Source organism: Priestia sp. P5 (genome assembly GCF_029522155.1).
Lineage (GTDB): Bacteria > Bacillota > Bacilli > Bacillales > Bacillaceae_H > Priestia > Priestia megaterium_E.
This window is the reverse complement of the sequence record NZ_JAKWFJ010000003.1, coordinates 154,844-181,634: the sequence shown is the minus strand read 5'-3', so window position 1 is coordinate 181,634 and position 26,791 is coordinate 154,844. Positions and strand designations below refer to the sequence as shown.

25 protein-coding genes are annotated in these 26,791 nt (G+C 38.4%); 20 read left to right on the top strand and 5 right to left on the bottom strand.

The window, feature by feature from the left end:
- Positions 1-8: 8 nt before the first annotated feature.
- The 5 genes from flgK to cudC all read left to right on the top strand — a co-directional run bounded on the left by flgK (position 9) and on the right by cudC (position 3,958).
- Positions 9-1,532 carry a flagellar hook-associated protein FlgK gene (gene flgK, locus MMB69_RS22485; RefSeq protein WP_221785852.1) on the top strand — a complete coding sequence of 508 codons (1,524 nt, stop codon included), beginning with the start codon at positions 9-11 and terminating at the stop codon, positions 1,530-1,532.
- A 2-nt stretch (positions 1,533-1,534) separates the two neighbouring features.
- Positions 1,535-2,416, top strand: a complete 882-nt coding sequence (flgL, locus tag MMB69_RS22480) for a flagellar hook-associated protein FlgL (RefSeq protein ID WP_221785851.1) — start codon at positions 1,535-1,537, stop codon at positions 2,414-2,416.
- A gap of 81 nt (positions 2,417-2,497) precedes the next feature.
- The gene (gene fliW / locus MMB69_RS22475; protein ID WP_221785850.1) at positions 2,498-2,920 is read left to right on the top strand and encodes a flagellar assembly protein FliW; all 423 of its coding nucleotides are present in this window, start codon (positions 2,498-2,500) and stop codon (positions 2,918-2,920) included.
- A gap of 24 nt (positions 2,921-2,944) precedes the next feature.
- A complete protein-coding gene (gene csrA / locus MMB69_RS22470; protein WP_013085431.1) occupies positions 2,945-3,175 on the top strand; it encodes a carbon storage regulator CsrA in 231 nt (76 codons plus the stop codon).
- Positions 3,176-3,403: 228 nt separating this feature from the next.
- Positions 3,404-3,958, top strand: coding sequence for a choline uptake/conversion transcriptional regulator CudC (gene cudC, locus MMB69_RS22465; protein ID WP_277448470.1), 555 nt, complete (start codon positions 3,404-3,406; stop codon positions 3,956-3,958).
- A 42-nt stretch (positions 3,959-4,000) separates the two neighbouring features.
- Here the strand turns inward: cudC and MMB69_RS22460 are convergent, their stop codons facing one another.
- Together MMB69_RS22460 and betB are read right to left on the bottom strand one after the other, a co-directional pair.
- Complete coding sequence (locus MMB69_RS22460) at positions 4,001-5,203, bottom strand: iron-containing alcohol dehydrogenase (protein ID WP_057239926.1); 1,203 nt, start codon at positions 5,201-5,203, stop codon at positions 4,001-4,003.
- A 21-nt stretch (positions 5,204-5,224) separates the two neighbouring features.
- The gene (betB, locus tag MMB69_RS22455; RefSeq protein ID WP_176526477.1) at positions 5,225-6,715 is read right to left on the bottom strand and encodes a betaine-aldehyde dehydrogenase; all 1,491 of its coding nucleotides are present in this window, start codon (positions 6,713-6,715) and stop codon (positions 5,225-5,227) included.
- A gap of 628 nt (positions 6,716-7,343) precedes the next feature.
- On the opposite strand from betB, the gene MMB69_RS22450 reads away from it, so the two are divergent.
- Complete coding sequence (locus tag MMB69_RS22450; RefSeq protein WP_221785848.1) at positions 7,344-9,056, top strand: high affinity choline transporter 1; 1,713 nt, start codon at positions 7,344-7,346, stop codon at positions 9,054-9,056.
- Positions 9,057-9,093: 37 nt separating this feature from the next.
- Here MMB69_RS22450 and MMB69_RS22445 read toward each other — a convergent pair whose 3' ends face one another.
- Positions 9,094-10,491, bottom strand: coding sequence for an amino acid permease (locus tag MMB69_RS22445; RefSeq protein WP_013059755.1), 1,398 nt, complete (start codon positions 10,489-10,491; stop codon positions 9,094-9,096).
- Between the two features lie 331 nt (positions 10,492-10,822).
- Here MMB69_RS22445 and MMB69_RS22440 point away from each other — a divergent pair, with 331 nt between their 5' ends.
- From MMB69_RS22440 to hpf, 5 genes are all read left to right on the top strand, one after another.
- Complete coding sequence (locus tag MMB69_RS22440) at positions 10,823-11,503, top strand: YpmS family protein (protein WP_221785847.1); 681 nt, start codon at positions 10,823-10,825, stop codon at positions 11,501-11,503.
- A 202-nt stretch (positions 11,504-11,705) separates the two neighbouring features.
- On the top strand, positions 11,706-13,502 hold the full coding sequence (gene fliD, locus MMB69_RS22435) for a flagellar filament capping protein FliD (RefSeq protein ID WP_221785846.1): 1,797 nt from the start codon (positions 11,706-11,708) through the stop codon (positions 13,500-13,502).
- A 16-nt stretch (positions 13,503-13,518) separates the two neighbouring features.
- Positions 13,519-13,920: a flagellar export chaperone FliS gene (gene fliS, locus MMB69_RS22430; protein ID WP_216888984.1), complete on the top strand. Its 402-nt coding sequence runs from the start codon at positions 13,519-13,521 to the stop codon at positions 13,918-13,920.
- A 2-nt stretch (positions 13,921-13,922) separates the two neighbouring features.
- The gene (fliT, locus tag MMB69_RS22425) at positions 13,923-14,261 is read left to right on the top strand and encodes a flagellar protein FliT (RefSeq protein ID WP_221785845.1); all 339 of its coding nucleotides are present in this window, start codon (positions 13,923-13,925) and stop codon (positions 14,259-14,261) included.
- A gap of 189 nt (positions 14,262-14,450) precedes the next feature.
- The gene (gene hpf, locus MMB69_RS22420; RefSeq protein WP_013059750.1) at positions 14,451-15,002 is read left to right on the top strand and encodes a ribosome hibernation-promoting factor, HPF/YfiA family; all 552 of its coding nucleotides are present in this window, start codon (positions 14,451-14,453) and stop codon (positions 15,000-15,002) included.
- 71 nt (positions 15,003-15,073) lie between these two features.
- Here the strand turns inward: hpf and MMB69_RS22415 are convergent, their stop codons facing one another.
- A complete protein-coding gene (locus MMB69_RS22415) occupies positions 15,074-15,478 on the bottom strand; it encodes a GNAT family N-acetyltransferase (RefSeq protein ID WP_221785934.1) in 405 nt (134 codons plus the stop codon).
- 226 nt (positions 15,479-15,704) lie between these two features.
- Here MMB69_RS22415 and secA point away from each other — a divergent pair, with 226 nt between their 5' ends.
- The 6 genes from secA to cccB all read left to right on the top strand — a co-directional run bounded on the left by secA (position 15,705) and on the right by cccB (position 22,918).
- Positions 15,705-18,221, top strand: a complete 2,517-nt coding sequence (gene secA / locus MMB69_RS22410; RefSeq protein WP_013059748.1) for a preprotein translocase subunit SecA — start codon at positions 15,705-15,707, stop codon at positions 18,219-18,221.
- Positions 18,222-18,320: 99 nt separating this feature from the next.
- Positions 18,321-19,419, top strand: a protein-coding gene (gene prfB / locus MMB69_RS22405) for a peptide chain release factor 2 (protein ID WP_115655064.1) whose coding sequence is annotated in 2 segments (ribosomal slippage) — positions 18,321-18,383 and positions 18,385-19,419 — 1,098 coding nt in all. Because the reading frame shifts where the segments join, the coding sequence is not laid out codon by codon here.
- A gap of 305 nt (positions 19,420-19,724) precedes the next feature.
- Entirely contained in the window at positions 19,725-21,458 is a 1,734-nt protein-coding gene (locus MMB69_RS22400) for an alkaline phosphatase D family protein (protein ID WP_372452300.1), read from the top strand.
- A 26-nt stretch (positions 21,459-21,484) separates the two neighbouring features.
- The gene (locus MMB69_RS22395; protein ID WP_016765885.1) at positions 21,485-21,703 is read left to right on the top strand and encodes a twin-arginine translocase TatA/TatE family subunit; all 219 of its coding nucleotides are present in this window, start codon (positions 21,485-21,487) and stop codon (positions 21,701-21,703) included.
- Positions 21,704-21,762: 59 nt separating this feature from the next.
- Positions 21,763-22,479, top strand: coding sequence for a twin-arginine translocase subunit TatC (gene tatC, locus MMB69_RS22390; protein ID WP_221785843.1), 717 nt, complete (start codon positions 21,763-21,765; stop codon positions 22,477-22,479).
- 124 nt (positions 22,480-22,603) lie between these two features.
- A complete protein-coding gene (cccB, locus tag MMB69_RS22385; protein ID WP_221785842.1) occupies positions 22,604-22,918 on the top strand; it encodes a cytochrome c551 in 315 nt (104 codons plus the stop codon).
- Positions 22,919-22,943: 25 nt separating this feature from the next.
- Here cccB and MMB69_RS22380 read toward each other — a convergent pair whose 3' ends face one another.
- Positions 22,944-23,480: a flavodoxin family protein gene (locus MMB69_RS22380; protein ID WP_221785841.1), complete on the bottom strand. Its 537-nt coding sequence runs from the start codon at positions 23,478-23,480 to the stop codon at positions 22,944-22,946.
- A gap of 338 nt (positions 23,481-23,818) precedes the next feature.
- Between MMB69_RS22380 and ftsE the strand changes: the two genes are divergently transcribed.
- The 3 genes from ftsE to MMB69_RS22365 all read left to right on the top strand — a co-directional run bounded on the left by ftsE (position 23,819) and on the right by MMB69_RS22365 (position 26,754).
- On the top strand, positions 23,819-24,505 hold the full coding sequence (gene ftsE, locus MMB69_RS22375) for a cell division ATP-binding protein FtsE (RefSeq protein ID WP_014457812.1): 687 nt from the start codon (positions 23,819-23,821) through the stop codon (positions 24,503-24,505).
- The gene (gene ftsX / locus MMB69_RS22370; RefSeq protein ID WP_014457813.1) at positions 24,495-25,385 is read left to right on the top strand and encodes a permease-like cell division protein FtsX; all 891 of its coding nucleotides are present in this window, start codon (positions 24,495-24,497) and stop codon (positions 25,383-25,385) included. The genes ftsE and ftsX overlap by 11 nt, the downstream gene beginning before the upstream one ends.
- Positions 25,386-25,545: 160 nt before the next feature.
- Positions 25,546-26,754 (top strand): murein hydrolase activator EnvC family protein, encoded by a 1,209-nt coding sequence (locus MMB69_RS22365; protein WP_221785840.1) that lies wholly within the window; start codon positions 25,546-25,548, stop codon positions 26,752-26,754.
- The last annotated feature ends 37 nt before the right edge of the window (positions 26,755-26,791 follow it).

Genomic DNA, 26,791 nt, shown 5'->3' with positions numbered 1-26,791 from the left:
AAAGCAGAATGAGTTCAACATTTCATGGTTTGCAGGTGGCTAAACGAGGAATGGATGCCCAACAAGCGGCTCTTTACACGATTGGCCATAACGTATCTAATGCAAATACGCCGGGCTATACGCGTCAGCGAGTAAGTTTAGAAACGTTCCCAGCTTATCCAGCCCCAGGGATGAATCAGACTGGAACTGCGGGTCAAATAGGAATGGGAGTAGAAGCCAGCACGGTAGAGCGAATACGTGATACATTTTTAGATACCCAGTATCGAGATGAAACCATTAAAGTGGGGTATTGGGATGCACGCGCTGGTGCTCTTGAAAAAATGGAGGAAATTATGAATGAACCTACTGAAGATGGACTTTCAGCTGTTTTTAATCAATTTTTTGAGTCCATTCAAGATGTAGCTTCACACCCTTCAGAAGCAGGAGCCAGGTCTGTTATTATTGAACGAGCTGAAGCAGTAGGCGATACTTTCTCTTATTTATCTACTTCTCTAAAAACGATTCAAGGTGATTTACAAAACGAGCGTGACGTAGCCGTAACGCAAGTGAATTCTTTGCTAGAGCAAATAAATAACGTGAACCAACAGATACAAAACGTAGAACCGAATGGCTATTTGCCTAATGATTTGTATGATGAAAGAGATCGGCTGCTAGATGAGATTTCTAAATTTATGCCGGTTTCTTTAGAGTATACAAAAAGCAGCGGAAACGCTTCTGCAACGTCAGAAGGAGTGGTAACGGTTCAGCTTCAAACGTCTCAAGGGCCTATTACTCTTTTAGATGGGAAAACTCATCAAGTAAATGCCATCAGTTTGACAACAAATCAAGATTCCTATGTAACGGAAATTCATATAGGGGATGAGATACGAAATCCCGAGTCATTTCCTCAAGGAAAACTTAAAGGGTTAATTGAGGCTTCTGGATATATAGATAATAGTGGTGATAAAACAGGTGTTTACGCTTCAATGATTAATGATTTAGATGAAATGGCATATGAATTTGTGAACTGGTTTAATGATAAGCACCAACAAGGTGTCACGCTAGATGGTGAAACTGGTATGTCCTTTTTTAATGAGATTTCTCAGAAAGAAGGAGCTGCAACTAGAATTGTTATTGCTGATAAAATCAAACAAAACACAAACAATATTGCTGCTGCTTCTTCGGCCTCCTCTGGAGATGATGGAACTGGCCGCAAAGGAGATGGACAAAATGCTCAGCTATTGTCTCAATTTCGTCAAAAGGTGCTTATTAATTCCGGGAATCAAGCTGTTTCCCTAGATGGCTTTTATCAATCTGTTATTGGCCAAATGTCAGTAGATGCTCAACAAGCCAACCGCTTAAAAAGTAATTCAGAAACTCTCCAGGGAGCTGTGGAGCAAAGGCGCCAGTCTACCAGTGCAGTTTCATTAGATGAAGAGATGACCAATATGATTCAGTTTCAGCATGCATATAACGCTAGTGCCCGTATGGTGACTATGATTGATGAAATGCTTGATAAAATTGTAAACGGTCTTGGAACTGGAGGAAGGTAAAGATGCGTGTCACACAAGGAATGTTAGCGGCTAATTCGTTAAAACAGATTAGCAATAGCTATAATAAGCTGGAAACACTTCAAAACCAATTATCAACGGGGAAGAAAATTACTCGTCCTTCAGATGATCCGGTAGTGGCTACTAAAGGAATGGCTTATCGTTCTAATCTTTCTGAAGTAAATCAATATAAACGTAATTTAACAGAAGCTCAGTCTTGGTTTGATAGTTCAGAATCTGGACTTGAACAAGTCAACTCTATTCTTCAGCGCACCAAAGAGCTGGTTGTGCAGGGGTTAAACGGTACGAATGAAAGTGATGACCGCCAAGCAATTGCACGTGAAATTGAACAGTTAAAGCTGGATTATATGCAAGTAGGCAATACGCAGGTGGCAGGAAACTATATCTTTAACGGTGTAAATGTAGGAGCAGCGCCTATAAGTGAGAATGCAAGCGGTATGATAGAATCGAATATTAACCTGGATCCTTTTTCAGTTGAAGTCTCAAAAGGTATCCAGCTGAGAGTCAATATTCACCCTGAAAACATTTTCGGACAAGGTGCATTCGACTTAATGAACAATGTTCAAACAGCTTTTGAGCAAAATGATGTAAACTCACTAAAAGATCTTTCTACACAGGTAGACACGCAGCTGTCTACGCTATTAGCGGAGCGATCTGAATTGGGAGCAAGAAGCAATCGGCTTGAGCTGATCGAAAACCGCCTTGATTCACAGGAAATTACAGCTACTAAGATGCTTTCAAATAATGAAGATGCAGATATTGAAAAAGTCATTACGGATTTAACCGTACAAGAAAGCGCGCATCGTGCTGCTTTGGGAGTAGGGGCTCAAATTATTCAGCCTACGCTGCTAGATTTCTTGCGTTAAAAAGTTCCTTCTAAACAGAAGGAGCTTTTTTACAATGAAAAAAGATAACAAGAAAAAATCAATTAGCAAAGGTGTGATGAGATGAAAATTTCAACAAGCTATCATGGAGATATAGAAATAGATAATCAGCAAACACTGACATTCAATCAAGGGATTCCAGGTTTTTTGGATGAAACTGAATTTGTTATTTTACCACTTCCGGAAGCCGAAGCTTTCCAAGTTCTGCAGTCTATTCAAACCAAAGAACTCGCTTTTATTATCACGGATCCATTTCAGTTTTTTTTAGATTATGATTTTCAACTAGAACCTCAGGAAATTGAAAAGCTTCAATTACAACAAACGGAAGATGCAGCTGTTTACGTAATGCTTACGATGTCAGATTCTGTGGAAAAGATAACGGCTAATTTGCAGGCTCCTGTTATTATTAATACAAAGCAACAGCTTGCTAAACAAGTGATTTTAATGAATACAGCTTATGAAACGAAGCACAGATTATTTGAGTAAGAGGAATAGATAAGGAGTGAGTCCATGCTTGTTTTAACACGAAAGTTAAATGAAACAATCAAAATAGGTGATGAAATTGAAGTGACCGTCCTTGCAGTTAATGGTGATCAAGTAAAGTTAGGAATTCAAGCTCCAAAGTCTGTAGATATTCATAGACAAGAGATTTATGAAGAAATACGTAACGAAAATAAAAGTGCTTCTCAAATTACACTGCATGCTATTGATATGCTGAAACAATTACCAAAAAAGAAATAAAACGATCAGTTTGAAAATAATCAAAAATATACGGTATAAATAATATCTAAATCGGGAAAGATAAACATATAGTATTCCCCACTATGTCTTAAGCCTTTCTCTTCAAGAGAAAGGCTTCTTTTTTATCAAAAAAATTGAACTGAATTTCTGTTTTTTTCCTTTTTATCGTGTATCATTAAATTTATTAAGTATAATTCAAATAAATTTAACAAAAGAGGAGGAGAGTAAATGAGTGATGTTCAAGAGTATCATGATTTATTAAAAGAAGCGGAAGATGTGGTTGTCAGCGCTTTAGCTGATACGATGGATTTATATGGGGTCACACCTTCAGTAGGAAGGCTGTATGGTATGCTTTATTTTATGGATGAGCCTGTTACATTAGATCAAATGAGTGAAGAATTGGGTATGAGTAAACCAACGATGAGTACATCCATTCGTTCACTGCAAAATATTGATATGGTTCACAAAGTGTGGAAAAAAGGTGTTCGAAAAGACTTATATGAAGCAGAAAAAGATTTTTCAAAGTCCTTTTTTTCATTTTTCTGTAAGAAGTGGCAAAGAGAAATTTCAGTTAATTTAGAGGCAATCGAAGAAGCGGAAAACAAGCTGCAGATTCTTTTAAACGATGAGAATGTACCTGAGGGGATCACAGTAAAAGCAAAGCGTAATTTAACGCAGATTAAAGAGTCAAAACAGTATTATTATTTCTTGAAAAAAGTAGTGAAAGTTTTTGACGACCGAAGAATCATTGATATTTTAAATGAAGAATTAGCGAAAGAGTAAATAAAAAAGGCTGTTGAAAAATCAACAGCCTTTTTATTATTTTTACACGGTTAACGGTGTAGCTTCAAAACAGCGGTTATAAATCCATTCGTAACTTTTTACCGTTAAATCACGAGGGTTACCAACTGTTTGTGGATCATTAAATGCTTCTTGAGCTAAGCGAGAAACGGCTTCTTTTGGAACACCTTGTTCTTCTAAAGAAGGGATTTGTACATCTTTAACTAGTTGATATACTTCACGAACAGCTGCTTGAGCTGCTTCTTCAAGCGTTAATTCATGTGTATTAACTCCTAAAGCTTGAGCTATACGCGCAAATTTTTCAGGCTCGCCCATCCAGTTATATTCCATTACAGGACCTAGCATAGCTGCTACGCAAGGGCCATGGGCAATTGGATAAATGCCTCCTAATGTTTGTGCCATCGCGTGAGCTGCTCCTGCAGATTCACTTCCATATGAAAGGCCAGCAAGCATAGCCGCATGCGCCATTCCATAGCGTGCTTCGATGTCCTGTCCATTTGCAACTGCACGTCGTAAGTATTTTCCAACGTACTCAATAGCCAATAAAGCAACAGAGTCTGTCATTGGTTGTGCAAAGTGACATGTATAACATTCAATTGCATGAGCTAATGCGTCAATTCCTGTACCGGCCGTAATATGTGAAGGCATAGATACGTGCAGTTCTGGATCAATAATTGTTAAGTGAGCAGCAATTAAAGGTCCACCTGTATTAAACTTAAACTCACGAACAGGATCTGTAATGACAGCCCATTGTGTGACTTCACTTCCTGTACCCGCAGTTGTAGGAATGGTTGTTAAAGGAGGAATACGTTTTGTTAAAGGTTTTTTTCCTTCAGCTGCTTCATAATCTAAGACGGGAGCATTATGAGCTACTTCTACACCAATAGCTTTTGCCGTATCCATTGAGCTTCCGCCTCCAACAGCTACTAGTCCGTTGCATCCATTTTCTTTGTACATTTTTGTGCCGTCTGCTACTACGTGAATAGAAGGGTTGGCTTCTACTTGGTCAAATAAAACAACGTCTACGTCCGCTTCTTTTAAACTAGCGATTACAGGGTCTGCTAAGCCTACTTTTTTTACACCAGGATCTGTTACTAGTAAAACCTTAGATACACCTAGGTTTTTTACTTCTTCTCCAGTATGCTTAACAGCACCAATTCCATGTTTTACAACCGTTGGCATCTCAAAACTTTTTAAACGTTCCATTCTTTCAAATCGCATAAACATCTTTACATTCCCCCTTGAATTTTATTGAAACCAGCGCATTGGCTGTGGATTTGTATTCGTATAAATATGTTTAATTTCCGTATATTCTTCTAGCCCAATGTGGCTAAGCTCTCTTCCAATCCCAGATTGCTTATATCCTCCCCAAGGAGCCTGCGGGAAGTAGGGATGATAATCGTTAATCCAAGTTGTTCCCATACGGAGTGCTTTTACTACACGTTCAGCTCGATTCATATCACTTGTCCAAACGGCTCCAGCTAATCCATAGATTGTATCGTTAGCAAGTGCCACCGCTTCTTCTTCGGTGCTGAAGCGCTCAATGGTCATAATTGGACCAAATGACTCTTCTTGGACAACTTTCATATCTCCATGACAGTCTGTAAAAATAGTTGGTTCAATGAATAAACCTTTTTGTAAAGACTCTTGAGTTGGACGCTTGCCGCCTAAAATAAGGGAAGCACCTTCTTGTTTGCCAAGCTCAATGTAATGCTCTACTTTAGCTAGGTGCTCTTTTGAGATAACAGGTCCCATTTGAGTGGCTTCATCCATGCCATCTCCTAGCTTAATTTTTTTTGCTTGTTCAATAACTGCTGAAACAAATTTATCGTGAATATCATCTTGAACGAGTAATCTCGCACCAGCTGAACAAACTTGGCCGGCATGAAAGAAGACCGCATTTAATGCATAGTCAACCGCAGTGTCAAAGTCAGCGTCAGCAAAGACGATATTCGGATTTTTTCCACCGAGTTCAAGAGCAATTTTTTTAAAGTTGCCTGCGGCAGCCTGCATGACTTTACGTCCAGATACACCGCCACCTGTAAAGGAAACTAAATCTACTAAGTGACTTTCTGCCATTTCTTGTCCAACAGTCGCACCCGGGCCGAGTACAATGTTAATGACGCCTGCTGGAAAGCCAACTCTTTCAAAAATTTTCATCATATGAATAGTTGTTAAAGGGGTGATTTCGCTTGGTTTAATAACAATTGTATTCCCAGCAGCAAGTGCCGGAGCCAATTTCCAAGAGGCTTGCAATAAAGGGTAATTCCAAGGAGTAATTTGGCTGCATACACCTACAGGTTCGCGGACAACGCGGCTAACAGAATCGGGATTAGGTGACTCAATCATCTGTCCACCATCTTTATCTGCTAATCCAGCATAGTATTGAAAGACATCAGCAATCCCATCCATGTCTGCTAGGCTTTCAACGAGGGTTTTTCCAGTATTTAAGGTTTCGAGTTTAGCGAGTTCTTCTCGATCATTACGAATTTCTTCCGCTACTTTAAATAGTAAAGAACCTCTTTGGGCCGCTGTAAATTTAGACCATTCACCTGCATCAAAAGCTTTTCTAGCTGCTTCAATAGCTTCTACAGTATCAGCACGATTTCCTTCTGTAACAACAGCGATAACCTCTTGATTAAAAGGATTTATAATCTCTCTTTTCTCGCCGCTGCGTGCTTCAACCCATTCGCCGTTTATGTGCATTTTTTCAAGCGTAAGTGTTTGTTCCAATAGCATCGACCTCCAAATAATAGAATTTGTTAAATTTATATTTAACGTTCTTAACAATTCGAATTATAGCATCGGTTATTTAATTTAGTCAAATCCTAAAACTCTAAATGTTCTGAATTCATTAGAGTATCTTCTCTGTAAGAGACTAATCATTCGGATATTAAGAAAAAATTTAATAAAAAGTGATAAAAAATCACTGATTGCTATGTCCCTTGATACCAAAGGTTTTTTTGTGTATGTGCTATGAGAATATTATTCTTTTTTTATATGAAAACACTCAAACTTTTTTGACAATATCCTAAACATTCAGATATATTAACCATAGTACTATATCTGCTTGCATACAAACCTTGAAAAACAAAGGATTTTGAATGTGGAAATTAAGAAAGGAGTTTAGATGGAAGATGAAAATAATTATGATTTCTTAGCAAAATATTAAAAAAGGTCAATTTAAATTATTTTAATATAATTATATAAACGTAATTTCTCCCCTTCGCATTGGTATTTATAATCCAACTATTTATATTTTATTCTAAAAAATCTATTTTTAGGTTTAATTGTATGCTGGTAGGAAAAAGGAATAGAGGACAATTATGTCTTTAGATTTCTTTATCAATTTAAAGGATGTGAGACGATGCAAAATGCTAAAAAGCCATTTCGTTCAGACACACAACAAGCCAGGCCTGAAAAGTCGAATGAGACTTCTGACTTTTCAGGGAAATCAAAGAGGAACAACCGTCTACTAACCCCCTTATGGACAACTATTATAGGATTTTCCATCTTTATGGTTGTCGCATTTATCTATTCTCTCTATAATCCAGATCTCTATTGGCCAGGCCTCATTTTAATGTTCATTATGTATGGTGTTATTTATTTTATTGGTGCTCGAGCCGCTGCAAGTAAAAAAGGAAAATCAGATGATATGCTTGTTGCAGGAAGATCTATGCCGCTATGGATTTCAATGTTCACAATGACCGCCACTTGGGTAGGTGGAGGGTATATTGCTGGAACGGCCGAAACCGTTTATTCCTCAGGGCTGACATGGACTCAAGCGCCATGGTGTTATTCAATCAGCTTGATTTTAGGCGGTATCTTTTTTGCTAGAAAGATGAGAAGGTTTGAGTTTATGACAATGCTCGACCCTTTAGAATCTCGTTTCGGTAAGAAAATGGCTACGGTTCTTTATTTTCCAGCTATACTGGGAGAGCTGTTTTGGAGCGCAGCTATCTTAACTGCTTTAGGAACAACATTCGGTGTGATTTTAGGCCTCAGTTTTTCAATTTCCATCATTCTTTCCGCACTTATTGCCATTGCATACACCGTGATTGGCGGCTTGTGGGCAGTAGCACATACCGATATCTTACAGCTTTCTATTATGTTTTTAGGACTATTTCTGGTGCTTCCCTTTGCATTTTCGAATACGGGAGGAGTGGGAGCTGTTTTTTCTACTTATTCAGAAGGCATGACTGGTTCTCTTCATTTATTTCCTCCATTAAAAGGCTGGGAAGATCCGAAATGGGGAAATACATATTGGCAATGGTGGGATAGCACATTCTTACTTATTTTTGGTGGTATTCCATGGCAAATTTATTTTCAGCGCGTGTTATCTGCTAAAAATGAAAAAGCAGCAATGTGGCTATCTATTACAGCCGGCATCTTTTGCGCGCTAGCGGCATTGCCTCCAGCTTTAATAGGAATGATAGGTTATAGTGCAGACTGGTCTTCATTTGGAGCGTCAAGCCCTGAGAGCGCGTCCATGATTTTAACGTATGTATTTAAATACTTAACGCCTGATTTAGTAGGAGCGATTGCGCTTGGAGGACTAGCTGCTGCCGTCATGGCTGCAGTAGCAGCTTCGTTACTTTCAGCTTCGGGAATGGCAGCCTGGAACGTGTATCGTCCGATTGTAAAACCAAATGCGACACAGGCGCAGTTAGATAAAGTTATTAAACGTTCAATCATTATTATTGGAACCGGAGCAACTCTAATTGCTTTAAACTCTGAGAGTGTTTACTCTTTATGGTATTTATCAGGGGACCTAGTGTATTGCATACTTTTTCCGCAGTTGGTTTGTGCTTTATTCTTTAAAGGAGCTAACTGGTACGGATCTTTGGCTGGGTTCATTGTGTCTCTTGTTCTGCGAATTGGTGGAGGAGAACCATTGCTTCATTTAAAGGCACTGCTTCCGTACCCGATGATTGAAGACGGAGTGGTCATGTTTCCGTTTCGTACATTTGCGATGGTAGGCGGGTTGTTAACTATTTTTATCGTTTCTTACACGACGCGACGTATTTGCCCTCCTCAGCCGCTTCGAAATCTTCATCGTGACATATCGGTTGAGAAATAATCAAAAGCAAAATAAAAAAGCCGCAGATGCGGCTTTTTTATTTTGCAATATTTTCTGACTCGGAAAATTGATCGTCAGGTCGCTTGTTGTTTGTTTTTTTGATGAACGAGTATGAAAGAAGAACCACAGCGGTTAATCCAAGAGTTAAGAAAAACTGTGAGCGCATCGAATCGATAAATGCCATTGATAAGAAGATTACGGTAATAACAGCAATTGTTACGTATGTTAAATACGGGAACAACCACATTTTCATCCCTTTAATTGGCTGGTTTGCTCGATTCATTTTCTTGCGCAGGCGTAAATGAGAAATAGCGATAGCTAAGTACACAATAAGAGCAATGGCTCCTGATGCATTAACTAAGAATAAAAAGAGTTTATCCGGCGAAACGAAGCTAAAGATAGCACATACATATGCAGCAGCTGTGCTAATCCATACGGCTCTTGCCGGCACGCCTGATTTGCTTACTTTTGCTAAAGCGCGAGGAGCTTGTCCTTTTTGAGCTAATGATAAAATCATTCGTGAGTTCGTATACAAAGCAGAGTTCAAGCAAGACAAAACGGATACTAATACGACTAAATTCATAATTTGTGCAGCTGCTGGAATATTGACCATTTCTAACATTGTTACATATGGACTTTTTAGTAAATCAGCTGAGTTCCAAGGTAAAAGAGTTACTAAAATAGCAACTGAACCAATATAGAAAATTAAAATTCGCCATACGACACTGCGAATAGCAGTTGTGATAGCTTTTGCTGGATTTTCTGATTCACTAGCTGCAATAGCCGCAATTTCAGCTCCAAAATAAGAGAAAATAACGGTAATAACTCCTAAAAAGATAGAGTTCGTACCTTTTGGCATAAAGCCTCCGTGGCCCGTTAAATTAGCTAGACCAGGTGAAGATGTACCTGGGATCAATCCGAAAATAATAGCTAAACCGATTCCCATAAAGGCAACGATTGCCACAATTTTAATCATAGCAAACCAATATTCAAATTCTCCAAATGATTTGACAGAGAACAAGTTTGTTAAAGTTAATGCAAAGGTTAAAATTAAGCTTAAAAGCCAAATTGGTACGGAAGGGAGCCATTCATGAACAATTGCTCCTCCTGCAGTGGCTTCAATCGCAATGACAATTAGCCAGAAAAACCAGTAAAGCCATCCAACAGCATAACCTGCCCACGCGCCAATTCCTTGCTGAGCATATGTTGCAAATGAGCCTTTATCTGGGTTTACCATAGCCATTTCACCGAGCATACGCATCAATAGAACGACTAGCAGTCCGGCTGCTGCATATGAAACTACTGCTGCTGGGCCTGTTGCGTTAATAACGGATCCGCTTCCTACAAACAAGCCGGCTCCGATAATACCTGCAATGGAAATCATGGAAACGTGACGTTGCTTTAACTTTCCGTGTGATTCTGTTTTGTTTCCCATCGTATTCACTCCTTTAAAATTATCGAAAGACTATTAGAAAATAAAGTAAATTCTGAAAATATAAATAGAAATTCCTCCCCTTACCTTTATAATAAGCAAGAAGTATGCCAATTATCAAATTCCTATAAAAATCGACTTTAAGTTACTAAAATTGACGCATTTTGAGTCGGAAAAGACTCGTTTTATTCACTATAGACTTATTCACCATTTGGGATGTCGGGTATATACGTACATTTTATACAAGTTTTCGACATACATCTTATTTATCTTGTATGATAAAAGAGAAATCGGTATTATATTCCAATAAGAATGTTTGAGAGGGTGCGTGTGTTTGAGAAAATTTATAGCTGTTATTTTTCTATTTATTATCCTTTTAGTTGGGTTGTATTTTTTCATTAGTCCAGTCAGAAATATTGAAAAACTTGATCAGACTGCTTCATTATCTTCACTGGCACAAGAAAAGTCCGCTCATGCGACGTCGCTAGAACTGAACGGAGGCTCTCCTATTTTAGGGTACCGATTAAGCGAGAGCGATGTTAATGATTATTTGCGCAGCTACCTTTACGAAAATGATGAAACGGTTGACGGAGCAGAAGCCGAGTTGCTTCCAGAACATATAAAATTTTATATTAATAAACATGTAGTATCTTTTATGGAATCACAGTTTGTAGTTGACGTAACACCAAATGCCGAAAATGGAAAGCTTGTTTTAAAGGTGAATAGCGTGCATCTAGGAAGAATGCCGATTCCGATGTCTCTTGTATGGGATCGCTTAAATATTAATAAGGCTTCTGATGTCACGGTCGATAAAGAAATGAATGAAATTACTCTGCTCAATAATTTGCCAGATTCCATTTCGTTTGAGCAAGCAGATACAACGGATGAATATATAAATTTATCTGCCTCTGTAACCATTGATTCGTTACGAGATATTATAAATCTAGCACCATACCTTATTCCTAAGGATATTCAAAGGAATTTATCCCAGAAATTGAACTTGTTTGGCCAATAATAAAAAGCTCACTTATTGTAGAAAAATAAGTGAGCTTTTTCTATCTTACACCATTTGACCTATGAAAAAAATGTTTGTTTTACCGATACAAAATAGAGAAGTGTTGAACCTATGAACGAATAAGGAAATTCGAAAAAATGTACTCATATTTTATGGCTAACAGTTGATGAATAGATGAATAAAAAAACGGTGGTGATGGTAAGTGGTAAGAGTAAGTGGGTTAGCAAGCGGAATGGATATTGATCAAATCGTCAGTGATTTAATGAAGGCTGAACGTATGCCTATTGATAAAATGAAAAAACAAAAGCAAACGTTAGAGTGGCAGCGAGATGATTATCGCTCTATGAATTTGCTGTTATCAGAATTTAATAATCTTGCTTTTAATATGACCTTGCAGTCTTCTTATTCGTCTAAAACAGTATCTTCAGCAGATGAAACGAAAGTAAAAGCAGCAGCTACTTCCTCAGCAGCAAATGCCTCTTATACTCTTTCAAACGTGACAATGGCGACTGCTGCGCAAAATATCAGTAGTGGGAAAATTTCAGAAGGCACTATTGACCCTACTAAAAGTTTATGGGAGCAAAAAACCTTGCTTGGCAGTGCGTGGAGTGGAAAAGAGGTCAAGCAACCTGATATTACAATAAGTGCTGATACAAAGACTGCCAAGTTATCCAAAGGAGCCATTTTTGAGGGAAGCCTGCCTTCTTCTATTCAAGTGAAAAATGGGGAATCTTCTCAAGAATTTAATATAAAAACTACAGGCGATCCTACTTTAATAGGAGAGAATGATGTATTCGTTAATATGAATACGGGCGAAATGACATTCGGTTCCACGTTAGCAAACGGTAGCACTGTTCAAGGATTTACGTATAAGCAAAATGTCCTCCAGTTTTCTATTACAACGTATGACAGCAATGGAAAAGCAACAGGAGATAAGGAAGACGGCAGTATGTCATTTGAATTTGATGGTTCAGCGTCATTAAATACTGTTTTGACCCAACTTAGTAATTCAAAAGTAGGTATTTCAGCCTTTTACGATGAAGGAACAGATAAAGTTGTCTTTACTCGCAAAGACACAGGAGATTTGTCAAAAACCGGTGGTGCAGGCGGTCAAAAGATGGTGTTCTCAGGAGAGTTTTTAACAAGTTTCTTAAAATTAAATACTCAAAAAGAAACCGGCGGAACAGATGCAAAATTTACGCTAAACGGTCTAGAAACAACTCGTAAGTCCAATACATTTACAACGGGAGGCGTTACCTATACTCTCCAAAACAATTTTACAGGAGATGTGCGCGTTAACGTAAGCAATGATACGCAGAAAGTATTTGATACAATTAAAGATTTTGTGACCAAATACAATGAACTAATTGAAAAGATTAACGGAAAGATTACGGAAGAAAGAGACCGGAACTATCAGCCTTTGACTGATGAAGAAAGAGAAAAACTAACGGATAAACAAGCTGAGCAGTGGGATGATAAGGCGAAAAGCGGTTTGTTAAAAGGAGACTCAATTTTATCAAGCGGTCTAAACCAAATGCGTTCTAACTGGTATGCCTCTGTATCAGGAGTGAGCGGAGCATTTTCGCAGCTAACCGACATCGGTATTTCAACTAGTGCAAACTATAGCGATCGAGGCAAGCTAGTAATAGAAGGTGACGGGACTAAATTAAAAGAAGCAATTGAAAAAGATCCGCAGTCTGTCATGGACTTATTTATGAAAAGTGGAAGTACAACAAGTGAAAAAGGGATTGTACGACGTTTACGAGATACGATTACTCAAACCGTATCCAAAGTTGAGCAGCGCGCTGGCCGTTCAACATGGACAAGTGAACAATTTTTGCTGGGGCGGAATTTAAAAAGCGTAAACAGCCAAATCACTAGTTTTGAAAGCAGGCTCACACAGGTAGAGGACCGGTATTATCGTCAGTTTACAGCAATGGAAAAAGCCATTCAAAATGCAAATGCTCAAAGCGCGCAGTTATCGCAATATTTTAGTTAAGAAGGAGTGAACGTTTATGGCAGCAAATAATCCGTATCAAGCGTATCAGCAAGGAGCTGTTCAGACTGCTTCCCCAGGAGAGTTAACGCTTATGCTGTATAACGGATGTTTAAAATTTATTAAGCTTGCACGAACAGGCATACAGGAAAAAAATATTGAGCTGAAAAATACGAATCTGTTAAAAGCACAAAATATTATTCAAGAATTAATGATTACCCTTGATACAAACGTGCAAGTTGCTAAGTCTATGATGACTATGTATGACTATATTAACCAGTGTTTAATTGAAGCAAATACAAAAAATGACACAGCAAGCTTGGATGAAGCCGAACAATATGTAACAGAATTTCGCGATACATGGAAGCAAGTTGTGCAGCTTCACCGCCAGCAAGTCCATGGAAGCGGCGGTCAAGCATAAATATGATTAACGACCTATATCAGCTAACGGATGAGATTTATCGGCTTATTCAAACATTTTCTGACAAAAATCGAGAAGAAGGTATTCAAAAGTTAGAGTATCTTCTATTAAAAAGAAGTGACCTCATAGAGAAACTGCCGCCAAAAAGTAGGGATAATGAATCGATGGGTAAGAAAATTGTCGAAATGAATAAGGAAATTGATCAAAAGCTGATCTTAATTCGGCATCAAATTATGGTAGATCTCCGTTTGTTAAAAGCGAAAAAAAAGCATAATAACAGCTATGTAAACCCTTACGAAACAAAAACGTTTGACGGGATGTTTTACGATAAAAAAAATTAATTTTGTGTAAAAAAATACAACCCTTCTTCTTATGAAGAAGGTCTATTTTTTTGGTTTTTTCATAAACTTTTCTCAGGTTCCAAAAATTTTCACTAAATTTTCTAAAAATTTTAATAGTTTAGGAAGGGATTGTGTCGGGTATTGTAGAAATGTAGAGGTATAGCAATGGATTAAAGGAGGAGTTCGAACATGATGTATAACATTCGCGGTGAAAACATTGAGGTGACTCCAGCAATTAGGGAATACGTAGAGAAAAAGCTTGGTAAGTTAGAGCGTTATTTCGACGAAACACCAACTGCTGACGTAAATGTAAACTTAAAAGTCTACAATAACGATCAAAAAATAGAAGTCACAATCCCAATGAATGATCTCGTATTGAGAGCTGAAGAGACACACAGTGATTTATACGCAGCTGTCGATCTTGTCCTAGATAAATTAGAGCGTCAAATTCGTAAACATAAAACAAAAGTAAATCGAAAAATGCGTGAAAAAGGCGCTGAGAAGTATCTGTTCGCAGCATTAGAAAGCGAAGCGAACGTAGCTGTTGCAACTGAAGAAGATGAATTAGAGCTAGTTCGTACAAAACGATTTAATTTAAAACCAATGGATAGCGAAGAGGCTATTTTGCAAATGAATATGTTAGGACATAGTTTCTTTGTATTTACAAATGCTGAAACAAATATTACGAACGTTGTGTACCGAAGAAAAGATGGACGATATGGATTGATTGAACCAAACTAAGACTATAGGCTCTCTTAAACAAGAGAAGTAAAGAAAAAGCAGCGTGCCTCCGCACGCTGCTTTTTAGCTGCTTAAAAAAATAGTTCCATGACTACATAGCACGTAGAAGATTTGGTGAATACACGCGCCGTTTTTTTCATGTTGAACGCCTGATAAAAAGAGACTTTATTTTCTCGTGCGTTACACCAGATCTTTCGTACCCCAAGGTTCTTGGCTTTGAGAAAAACTTCCTCTAATAGACGACTGCCATATCCTTTTCCTTGTTCTTCCTTGAGAGTAGCAAATTTTCGAAATTGAGCTTCATCACCTGTTATAAATAAGGAAACAACTGATTTTAACTCTCCTTCTTCAAACAGTCCATAGTGAATGCCTGATGGATCATCTTTCAGCTGAATATAACTGAAATCTTTATCAGGCCACATGACGGTATGTCGGAATTCCCAAGCTTGTTCTTTTGTAATTGATTGAACGTTTATTCTACATTCCCCTTTTCTATTGTAAGAGTGAGGAAGGGGGAATCACAATAGAAAATAACTCGTTAATAGAGTAGTACTCGCAAAGAGACAGACGAAAAAGGGTACAAGTTGCTACTTGTTTAGCTGCAATGTTACAATTTTACTCAGAATGTTTTATAATGAAAGATACAGATATGAATGAAAATAGTATAAAATGTACTGATTATAAATAGAGGAGCGTTTTAATATGCTTGGATTATTTAAAAAAGTGTTTGACGGCAATCAACGCCAAATCGGCCGTTTAGAAAAAATGGCAGACCAAATTGATGCGTTAGGTCCTGAAATAGCGTCTTTAACTGACGATCAGCTTCGTGAAAAAACAGCTGAATTTCAACAACGCTACCAAAATGGCGAATCGCTCGATAACCTATTAGATGAAGCTTTTGCGGTTGTACGTGAAGCGGCGAAACGTGTGTTAGGCATGTATCCGTACAAAGTTCAGCTAATGGGAGGTATTTCTCTGCATGAAGGGAATATCTCGGAAATGAAAACGGGTGAAGGTAAAACGTTGACAGCTACTATGCCTGTATACTTAAATGCTATTACAGGAAAAGGTGTACATGTAGTAACAGTCAATGAATACTTAGCAAGCCGTGACGCTAGTGAAATGGGTCGTTTATATGAATTCCTAGGCTTGAAAGTAGGATTAAACTTAAACCATTTAACGCGTGAAGAAAAACAAGAAGCATATGCCGCGGATATTACGTATAGTACAAATAATGAACTAGGATTTGACTATTTACGTGATAACATGGTGCTTTACAAAGAACAAATGGTTCAACGTCCGCTTCATTTTGCTGTAATTGATGAAGTTGACTCTATCTTAATTGATGAAGCACGTACGCCGCTTATTATATCGGGCAGCGCGCAGAAATCGACTGCTCTTTATATTCAAGCTAATGCATTCGTTCGCACGCTTGATAAAGAAACCGATTTTACTTTTGATATCAAAACAAAAAGCGTTCAGCTAACCGAAGAAGGTATGTCAAAAGCAGAGCGCGCATTTGGCATTGAAAACTTATTTGATATTTCACACGTAGCGCTAAACCATCACATCAATCAAGCGCTCAAAGCACATGTAACGATGCAAAATGATGTGGATTATGTAATTGATGAAGATCAAGTGGTAATCGTTGACCAATTTACTGGTCGTTTAATGAAAGGAAGACGTTTTAGCGACGGCTTGCATCAAGCTATCGAAGCTAAAGAGAATGTTGAGATTCAAAATGAAAGCATGACGTTAGCTACGATCACATTCCAAAACTACTTCCGTATGTATGAAAAATTATCAGGTATGACGGGTACAGCTAAAACGGAAGAAGAAGAATTCCGTAATATTTACAATATGCACGTTGTTGTTATTCCGACAAACAAGCCAATTTCACGTGATGATAAAGCAGATTTAATTTATAAGTCAATGGAAGGCAAGTTTAATGCGGTAGTAGAAGATATTGCCGAGCGCCACGCAAAAGGACAGCCTGTTCTTGTTGGTACAGTTGCGATCGAAACATCTGAAGTTTTATCAGCGTTATTAAAGAAAAAAGGCATTCGCCATCACGTGTTAAATGCAAAACAGCATGAGCGTGAAGCGGATATTATCGAGAATGCGGGTCACAAAGGTGCGGTAACAATCGCAACAAATATGGCCGGTCGTGGTACGGATATTAAACTAGGTGAAGGTGTCGTTGAAGCTGGCGGTCTTGCTGTAATTGGTACAGAGCGTCATGAATCACGCCGTATTGATAATCAGCTCCGCGGACGTGCCGGACGTCAAGGGGATCCAGGGGTATCTCAATTCTATCTATCCATGGAAGATGAATTAATGCGCCGATTTGGTTCAGATAATATGATGGCAATGATGGATCGTCTTGGTATGGATGACTCACAGCCAATTCAAAGTAAAATTGTAACAAGAGCTGTTGAATCCGCTCAAAAACGTGTTGAAGGTAATAACTTTGATGCGCGTAAACAATTGCTTCAATATGATGACGTGCTTCGTCAACAGCGTGAAGTTATTTACAAACAGCGCTTTGAAGTGCTTGATTCAGACAATCTGCGTGCGATTGTAGAACGTATGATTGAATCAACGCTACAGCGTGTGGTTGAAGTAAACACACCGCGTGAAGAATTAGAAGAAGAATGGAATTTACAAGCGATTATTGATTACGTAAATGCTAATGTTCTTGAGGAAGGCGAAGTTACAGAAGAAGATCTTCGCCGTAAAGAGCCTGAAGAAATGGTAGAACTGCTGGTAGATCATGCAAAAGCTCGTTATAATGAAAAAGAAGAGCAGCTCCCTGAGGAACAAATGCGTGAATTTGAAAAAGTTGTTGTTCTTAGAGCAGTTGATTCTAAATGGATGGATCATATTGATACGATGGATCAGCTTCGCCAAGGTATCCACCTTCGTGCGTACGGCCAAACAGATCCTCTTCGCGAATATCAAATGGAAGGTTTTGCGATGTTTGAAAATATGATTGCAACCATTGAAGAAGAAGTGACGAAGTATATCATGAAAGCAGAAATTAACAACAACCTTGAGCGTCAAGAAGTAGCGCAAGGTCAGGCGGCTGTTCATCCAAAAGAAGGAGACGCGCCGGCTAAGAAGAAGCCAAAAGTAAATGCGATAGAAGTTGGCCGAAATGATCCTTGTATCTGCGGAAGTGGCAAAAAGTATAAAAACTGCTGCGGTAAAGAATCATAAAGTAAGAGTCAATTAGTATAGAATGAACTAGTACAGGAAGGAAATGAGTCTTCTCATTTCCTTCCTGTGCGTCAAAAATAAAATAGAGGTGTTCAACTCATGGATTTAGTAGAAATTAAGCAAGAACTTGACAAAACAGCTAAGCGATTAGCGGACTTTAGGGGGTCTCTTTGACCTCGATACAAAACAAGCTCGTATCGATGAATTAGATGAGACTATGGCTGATCCAAATTTTTGGAATGACCAGCAGGCAGCTCAGACTGTTATTAATGAAGCCAATGGTTTGAAAGATGCAGTAAATCAATTTAACCACTTGGATGAAACATATGAAAATTTACAAGTGTCTTATGAACTTGTAAAAGAAGAATACGATGAAGATTTAGCAGAAGAACTAGTTAGTGAATTAAAAGAGCTTATATCAGGCATGAATGACTTTGAATTACAGCTGCTTTTAAGCGAGCCTTATGATAAAAATAATGCCATTTTAGAACTGCACCCAGGTGCTGGTGGAACAGAATCACAGGATTGGGGTTCAATGTTACTACGTATGTATACGCGCTGGGCGGAGAAAAAAGGTTTCAAAGTAGAAACGCTTGATTACTTACCTGGAGATGAAGCTGGTATTAAAAGTGTAACGCTTTTAATTAAAGGTCATAATGCGTACGGGTATTTAAAAGCTGAAAAAGGCGTTCATCGTCTCGTTCGTATTTCTCCGTTTGATTCATCAGGCCGTCGCCATACGTCATTCGTATCGTGCGACATAATGCCGGAATTTAACGATGAAATTTCAATTGATATTCGTACGGAAGATTTGAAGGTTGATACGTATCGTGCAAGCGGTGCCGGAGGTCAGCATATCAATACAACAGATTCAGCTGTTCGTATTACTCACCTCCCAACTAATGTAGTCGTATCTTGTCAGACGGAACGTTCACAAATTAAAAACCGTGAGCAAGCAATGAAGATGTTAAAATCTAAGTTGTATCAATTAGAAATTGAAAAGCAGCAAGAACAGCTAGCTGAAATTCGCGGAGAACAAAAAGATATTGGATGGGGAAGTCAAATTCGTTCGTACGTATTCCATCCGTATTCATTAGTAAAAGATCACCGCACAAATACGGAAGTCGGAAACACGCAAAGCGTAATGGATGGAGATCTAGATCCGTTTATCGATGCGTATTTACGTTCTCATATTTAATCAAAAGGCAGCATACTTAGGTATGCTGCCTTTTTTTAGTTGTTAGGACTTTGTAAAATTTGGATGAAGAAAAACGAGCGTAAAGAACTATTGTTAAAAAGAAAATTAAGAAAATACAGAAATTTAAAGGTTACTGTCGTCAGTTCGCTTATTTTGTCAATGAAATAAAATGGTTAAAAATACCTGTTTTGCGATAAGAGCTTCTTTACAATCCTTTATACCCCTTTTACAAACAGAATTTATAATTTGAGTTAAATCATTAGGAAGGGGCATGTGCAGTGGAAAATAAATCGTTAAACGAATTAATAGAGCAAGTGAAACAGAATAGCTTTTCTTCGCGTAAAGGATTTGATAGACGGCGTTTTTTACAAGGAGCTGGAAAAGTAGCGGGAGTATCACTTGGCTTAACAATTGCTCAGTCTATCGGTTTAAATGCAGTAGAAGTTTCAGCTGCAGCGCCTAAATTTTCAAGTTATCCGTTCACTCTAGGCGTCGCATCAGGAGATCCTTTAGCAGATAGTATTGTTCTTTGGACAAGATTAGCACCAGACCCGTTGAATGGCGGGGGAATGCCTAATCAACCCGTTCCAGTAAAATGGGAGCTTGCCGAAGATGAAGACTTTCATCGAATTGTCAAACGTGGAACAGAAGTGGCTAGACCTGAACTTGCTCATTCTGTTCACGTTGATGTAAAAGGATTAAAGCCGAGTCATATTTATTATTATCGATTTAAAAGCGGTCATGAGTTAAGCCCGGTTGGAAAAACAAAAACACTTCCTTCAGCAAATGCAGAAGTAGCCAGCATGACGTTTGCATTCGCTTCGTGTCAGCAATATGAACATGGGTACTTTACAGCTTATGAACATATGGTTAAAGAACAATTAGATTTTGTCGTTCATTTGGGTGATTACATCTATGAATATGGACCAAACGAGTACGTGGCTGCAAGCGGAAACGTTCGTACCCACAGCAGCGCAGAAATTCAAACGCTGCAAGACTATCGAAACAGGCATGCTCAGTACAGGTCAGATGCCAATTTGAAGTCTGCTCATGCTGCTTTTCCGTGGATTGTGACGTGGGATGATCATGAAGTAGAAAATAATTATGCAAATGTAATTCCTGAAAAAGGCCAATCAGTAGAAGCATTTATCCAACGCCGCGCGGCAGCTTATCAAGCTTATTACGAACACATGCCTTTGCGTCAAACATCCTTGCCTCACGGAACGGATATGAGATTGTATCGTGATTTTTCATATGGCAAACTAGCTTCTTTTCAAGTGTTGGATACGCGTCAGTACAGAGATGATCAAGCAAACGGAGACGGAACAAAGCCGCAAACGCCAGAATCTCTTGATCCCAAACGTACGCTATTGGGGAATGAACAAGAAAAATGGCTATTTACTAATCTTGAAAAGTCAGCGTGTCATTGGAACGTACTGGCTCAACAAATTTTCTTTGCACCAAGAAAATTTGGAACGGCTGCTAAGCCTACATACAGCATGGATGCATGGGATGGGTATACGGCGAATCGTCAGCGCGTCATTGATTTTATTGAACAGAAAAAGTTGGACAACGTCATTGTATTAACTGGAGATGTACACGCTAACTGGGCTTCTAACTTATACGCGGATTTTGCTAACCTTAATTCAAGAATTATTGGTGCAGAGTTCATCGGCACCTCCATCACTTCCGGAGGGAACGGAGCAGATAAACGAGCTGATACGGATAAAATTTTAAGTCAAAATCCACACCTCACATTTTTTAATGATTACAGAGGATATGTAAGGTGTACGGTAACTCCTGATATGTGGCAAGCCGATTATCGCGTTGTGCCTTTTGTAACAGAGCCTGGTGCAGAAATTTCAACTCGAGCTTCCTTTCAATACAAAAAAGATGGAAAAGGTATGAGGGAAGTTGAAGTAAATAACGTACCGCGTGGACTAAAGATTTCTAAGGAAGTAGAGGAAGATCGGATGCGGGCACACGGGAAAGCACATGAAAAACAAGAGTTGAAAAAGAAAGAAAAAGTCCAGCAGTAAACTGAGTAAGAAAAAGGAGGTCAAATATGTTTTCTAATATTGGAATCCCTGGTTTGGTTATTATTTTAGTCATTGCCTTAATAATTTTTGGACCGTCTAAGCTGCCGGAAGTTGGAAGAGCGTTTGGACGAACATTAACTGAATTTAAAGGAGCAGCAAAAGGGCTCGTATCAGATGATGAAAGTGTTAAAGAAAAGCAGACCGCAACCGTTTCTGAACAAAAAGGGAATGAATCCACATCGTAAGTAAGGAAATAGACGAGGAAACTCGTCTATTTCTACTTGTCAGAAAGGAGAGAAAGACAATGGGAGAAATGAGCTTGATGGAGCACCTTGAAGAATTGCGTGTTCGTATTATTAAAACACTTTGTGCATTTGTAGTTTTACTTATTGTCAGTTTTGTATTTGTACAAGATATTTATCAGTGGCTAGTGAAAGATTTGGACGGCAAGCTTGCGGTACTTGGACCAAGTGAAATCGTATGGATTTATATGGTGATTGCATTTGTTTTTGCGCTTGCTTTTACACTTCCGGTAGCTGCTTATCAAGTATTTCGGTTTGTTTCACCCGGGTTAAAAAAGGAAGAATATAAGGTTCTGATTACCTTCATTCCATTCTTTTTTCTTTTGTTTGTAAGCGGGCTGGGATTCGGTTATTTTGTTTTATTTCCAATGGTTTTAGCATTTTTAATGGGCCTGTCGAATGATCATTTTTCACTAATGTTTACGGCGGAGCATTATTTCCGTTTTATGCTTAATCTGTGTTTACCGTTTGGGTTTTTATTTGAAATGCCTTTAGTTGTTCTATTCTTAACGCGCTTAGGGGTTTTAAACCCTTTAAGATTAGCTAAAGCAAGGAAGCTCTCTTATTTTGCTTTAATTGTGATATCCGTACTTATTACTCCTCCTGATTTTATTTCGGATATTTTAGTCATTGTCCCGCTTCTGCTTTTATATGAGCTCAGTGTGACAATTTCACGCGTAGTATACAAAAAACGTTTAGGAAACGAATCAATTGCTTAATCGTATACATAAGTGTGATGAGAGAATTCATGAAATTGAAACAAAGTCCTTGTAAACAGAGTGTTTTAAACATTCTGGAGTAGGTTATAATAGAGTGAAAACTCTACAGCAAGGGGGAAAAGGCTTGAAAAAAGTATTACTGACGTTAACAATCGGTCTAGCGCTTGTTTTGTCCGCGTGCGGCGGAGGAAGCTCTAAAAATGAATCTGCTGGTAAATCTTCAGCGAGTGCAGAAGACATTGTGAAGAAAAACTGTACAGGCTGTCACGGAGTAGATTTAGGAGGAGCGAATGGACCAAGCTTGCAGCATGTAGGCAGCAAGCACTCAGAAGCTGAAATTGAAAACATTATTAACAATGGTCAAGGCGGTATGCCAAAAGGACTAATTAATGAAGAAGATGCAAAAAAAGTTGCCGCTTGGCTGGCAAAGAAAAAATAAGACGGGTATCCGTCTTATTTTTGTGTTAAAGCTGCTTTAATTCTTGGTTTAAGACAATGGCTTGCTGTTGAGCTTTGACATCTTTTGCTATGTCTCCAGGTGCATTGGCTTCTCCAATGATGTATCCGCTAAAGGAAGAGCCAATAAAATCGACAATGTATTGAAATTGCATAATAAGAGGAAGAGCTTTTACAGATGCGCCTGTGCCCCCCACTACTAATACATACACGCGCTTATTTTTCATTTGTTCTTTAAAGTTGATTGTCGAATCTCTAAGACTTTCAGACCAACGATCCACAAAGTTCTTCATTAATCCGCTCATACCGTACCAGTAAAGAGGCGTAACAAATAAAATAGTGTCGTGCGCTGCCATCTTTTTCGCTATATCATAATAATCATCTTGTTGATTGGTAAACCCAAGTTCATCGTGACGCATATCAGTAATGGGGTTAATGGTGTGCCGGCGCAAGTAAACTTCTTCCGTATTGATATCCTTTAAGACTGCTTTAGCTAATTCCTCCGTATTTCCGTTTTCTCGTGAACTTCCATAAATGGTGATCATGTTATCTCTCCTCATCGTTTTTCTTATCTATCATACCTTGTTTGTAAAAAAAGTAGACATGAATGTGCTTTGTCTAACGACATTTGTAAAAAATGAACAGCAAAAAACAACAGAATTAAAAATAAGGATAAATTCTCATACCCTGCTAAAAATATCCTACTTATGTCATATTTGAAATAAAAATGTAATATTTTTGAGGCTTATTTTCACGAAGAGTGATGTTATAATGAGAAAGCGCGTGAGAAGAGTCGAATTTTTGGTTTGAATTGTAGAGTTTTGTCGTATTTTGACAAGTTTTACATAGTATTAAAATAACACACTTGATTAGGTGATTACTTATGATTGAAATGCAAAATGTATATAAAACGTATCCGAACGGTGTAAAAGCAATCAATGGCATTAGCATCAAGATTAATCAAGGTGAGTTTGCTTATATCGTAGGACCAAGTGGAGCAGGAAAATCCACTTTTATTAAAATGATGTATCGTGAAGAAAAGCCTTCTTCAGGAAATATCATTGTAAACGGTGCAAATGTAGCAAAAATAAAAGATAGCAAAGTTCCTATCTTTAGACGTCATATTGGGGTAGTCTTTCAAGATTTCAAGCTGCTTCCAAAATTAACGGTCTATGAAAATATTGCTTTTGCACTAGAAGTAATTGAGCAAAGTCCCGAAGAAATTAAAAAGCGAGTGCTAGAGGTGCTAGAGCTTGTTAAGTTAAAGGGTAAAATGGATTCTTTCCCTGATGAATTATCTGGAGGCGAGCAGCAGCGTGTGTCTATTGCGCGTTCAATTGTGAATAGTCCTAAGGTGGTCATCGCCGACGAACCGACAGGGAATCTTGATCCGGAGACTTCGTGGGAAATCATGGATATCTTTGAGGAGATTAATAAACGCGGTACGACTATTTTAATGGCAACGCATAACCGTGAAATTGTAAATACAATTCGAAAGCGCGTAATTGCGATTGAAAATGGAAATGTTGTGCGCGATGAAGTAAGAGGTGAATACGGATATGAAGGCTAGGACATTCGGTCGCCACTTACGTGAAGGATCTAAAAGTTTAGGAAGAAACGGCTGGATGACATTCGCATCTGCAAGTGCTGTTACCGTGACGCTCTTGCTTGTAGGCGTATTTTTTATGTTGATGATGAATTTAAACCACATTGCTAAATTGATTGAAAATGATGTGGAAATTCGCGTTCACGTTGATGCTGCAGCGACAGCAGATGATCGAAAAGCAATGAAAGAAAAGCTAGATGCAATTAAGCAAGTTGATACGGTGACATTTTCTTCTAAAGATAAAGAGTTAAAAGATTTAATTAATAGTATGGGTGATGAAGGACAAGCTTTTGAACCGTTTGAACAGCAAAACCCATTAAATGATGTATTTGTTGTTAAAACAAAAGAGCCGACTGATGTCGCAAAAGTAGCTAAACAAATTGAGAAATATCCGTATGCAGCAAAAGTTCAATACGGACAAGATCAAGTTGAAAAGTTATTTAAAGTGCTGAAAGTAGCTCGTAATATCGGAGTAGTGCTGATTTTAGGGCTTCTATTTACAGCGATGTTCCTCATTTCAAATACAATTAAAATTACGATTGTAGCTCGCCGTGAAGAGATTGAAATTATGCGCTTAGTTGGAGCTACAAACTCCTTTATTCGCTGGCCGTTCTTTATTGAAGGTCTGTTTTTAGGAGTGCTTGGTTCTATTGTGCCAATTGCAGTTATTATCGGTGTGTACAGCGTTTTATATAATGAAGTTCAACCTAAGTTTGATGGATTCTTTGAACTTTTACCTGCCTTTCCATTCGTGCTTCAAGTGTCGCTATTATTACTAGTGATCGGCGGTCTAATTGGGATGTGGGGAAGTACATTATCCATCCGTAAGTTCTTACGAAAATAAGAATAGATTTTTAACATAATAGATTACAACAACCTCACATTTGATGTTTATCAAATGTGAGGTTGTTGTGTAATTACACATAAAAATAGAAAAAAGTGCTAATGGGGGTCTTGCTAATGCCCGTTTATACGGGGAAATATGTGCAGATGGGGAGAAACAAATGACACGTAAGACATTAGTAATGACAGCAGCAGTTTTAGTTGGACTAAGTGCGGCTTGGATAGGTAATGAAAAAATTGCTTATGCAGAAAGTGCCAGCACTACTAAACTCAGTGATTTAGAGAAAAAAAGTGATGATGTGAACCAAAATATTAATCAAAATAAAGAGAAATTAAAAGAGGTTCAAGAAAAGCAAAAAAACGAAGAAGCTGAGATTGCGCGCTTGGATTCAGAGGTCGGACAAACGAATGCAGATATCCGCAGCCGTGAATCTGAAGTAGAAAAAGCAAAGCAAGACATCGAAAAGCTGAAAAGCGAGATTGACGTTGTAAAAAAACGAATTGAAAAACGAAATGAGCTATTAAAAAAACGTGCTCGTGCTTTACAAGAAAATGGCGGGTCTGTGGATTACATAGATGTACTGCTAGGCTCTGAAAGCTTCGGAGACTTTATTAGCAGAGTGAGTGCGGTTTCGACAATTGTAGGGGCTGACCGCGATTTGTTAATGCAGCATGAAGCCGATAAAAAGGCAAAAGAAGAGAAAGAAACAAAAGTTCAAAACAAGCTAACGGAAGTAAATCAAGCGCTTGAAGAGCTTAAAAATCTTCGTGCGCAGCTGCAAAAACAAGTGGATGAAAAGAATCAGCTCATGCAAACGCTCAAAGATCAGGAAAAAGAATTTAATGAAGAAGCAGTTGGATTAGAAGAGCAAGCTTCTATTTTAGCTGATCAAAAAAATGCAGCACAAGCTCAACAGCAAGAAATTGAAACAGCCGGGGCAACAGAGGAGGCACCCCCTGTTACAAGCGGGTCGTTTATGAGGCCGGCAAAGGGCCCGGTAACATCTCATTTTGGGTATCGAGAAACGTTTGGAAGAGGACACTACGGTATTGATATTGGAAAGCGAGGAGAAAGTGTGCCAGTTGTAGCCGCAGCAAGCGGAAAGGTAATTAGAGCATATCATTCTTCTTCTTTTGGTAATGCCGTATTTATTCGTCACAATGTAGAAGGTCAGACGTGGGTTACAGTTTATGCTCATTTAGAGAGCTACAGCGTCTCAAGCGGTCAATCTATCAATAAAGGTCAACAATTAGGTTATATAGGGAACACAGGACGTTCGTTTGGTGCTCACCTGCATTTTGAATTGCATAAAGGCGATTGGAAAGGCAAAAGTTCCGCTGTAAACCCTGAAAGTTATATTAAATTTTAAGTTCCTAGCATACGTGGTACAAGCTCAACATATAGTT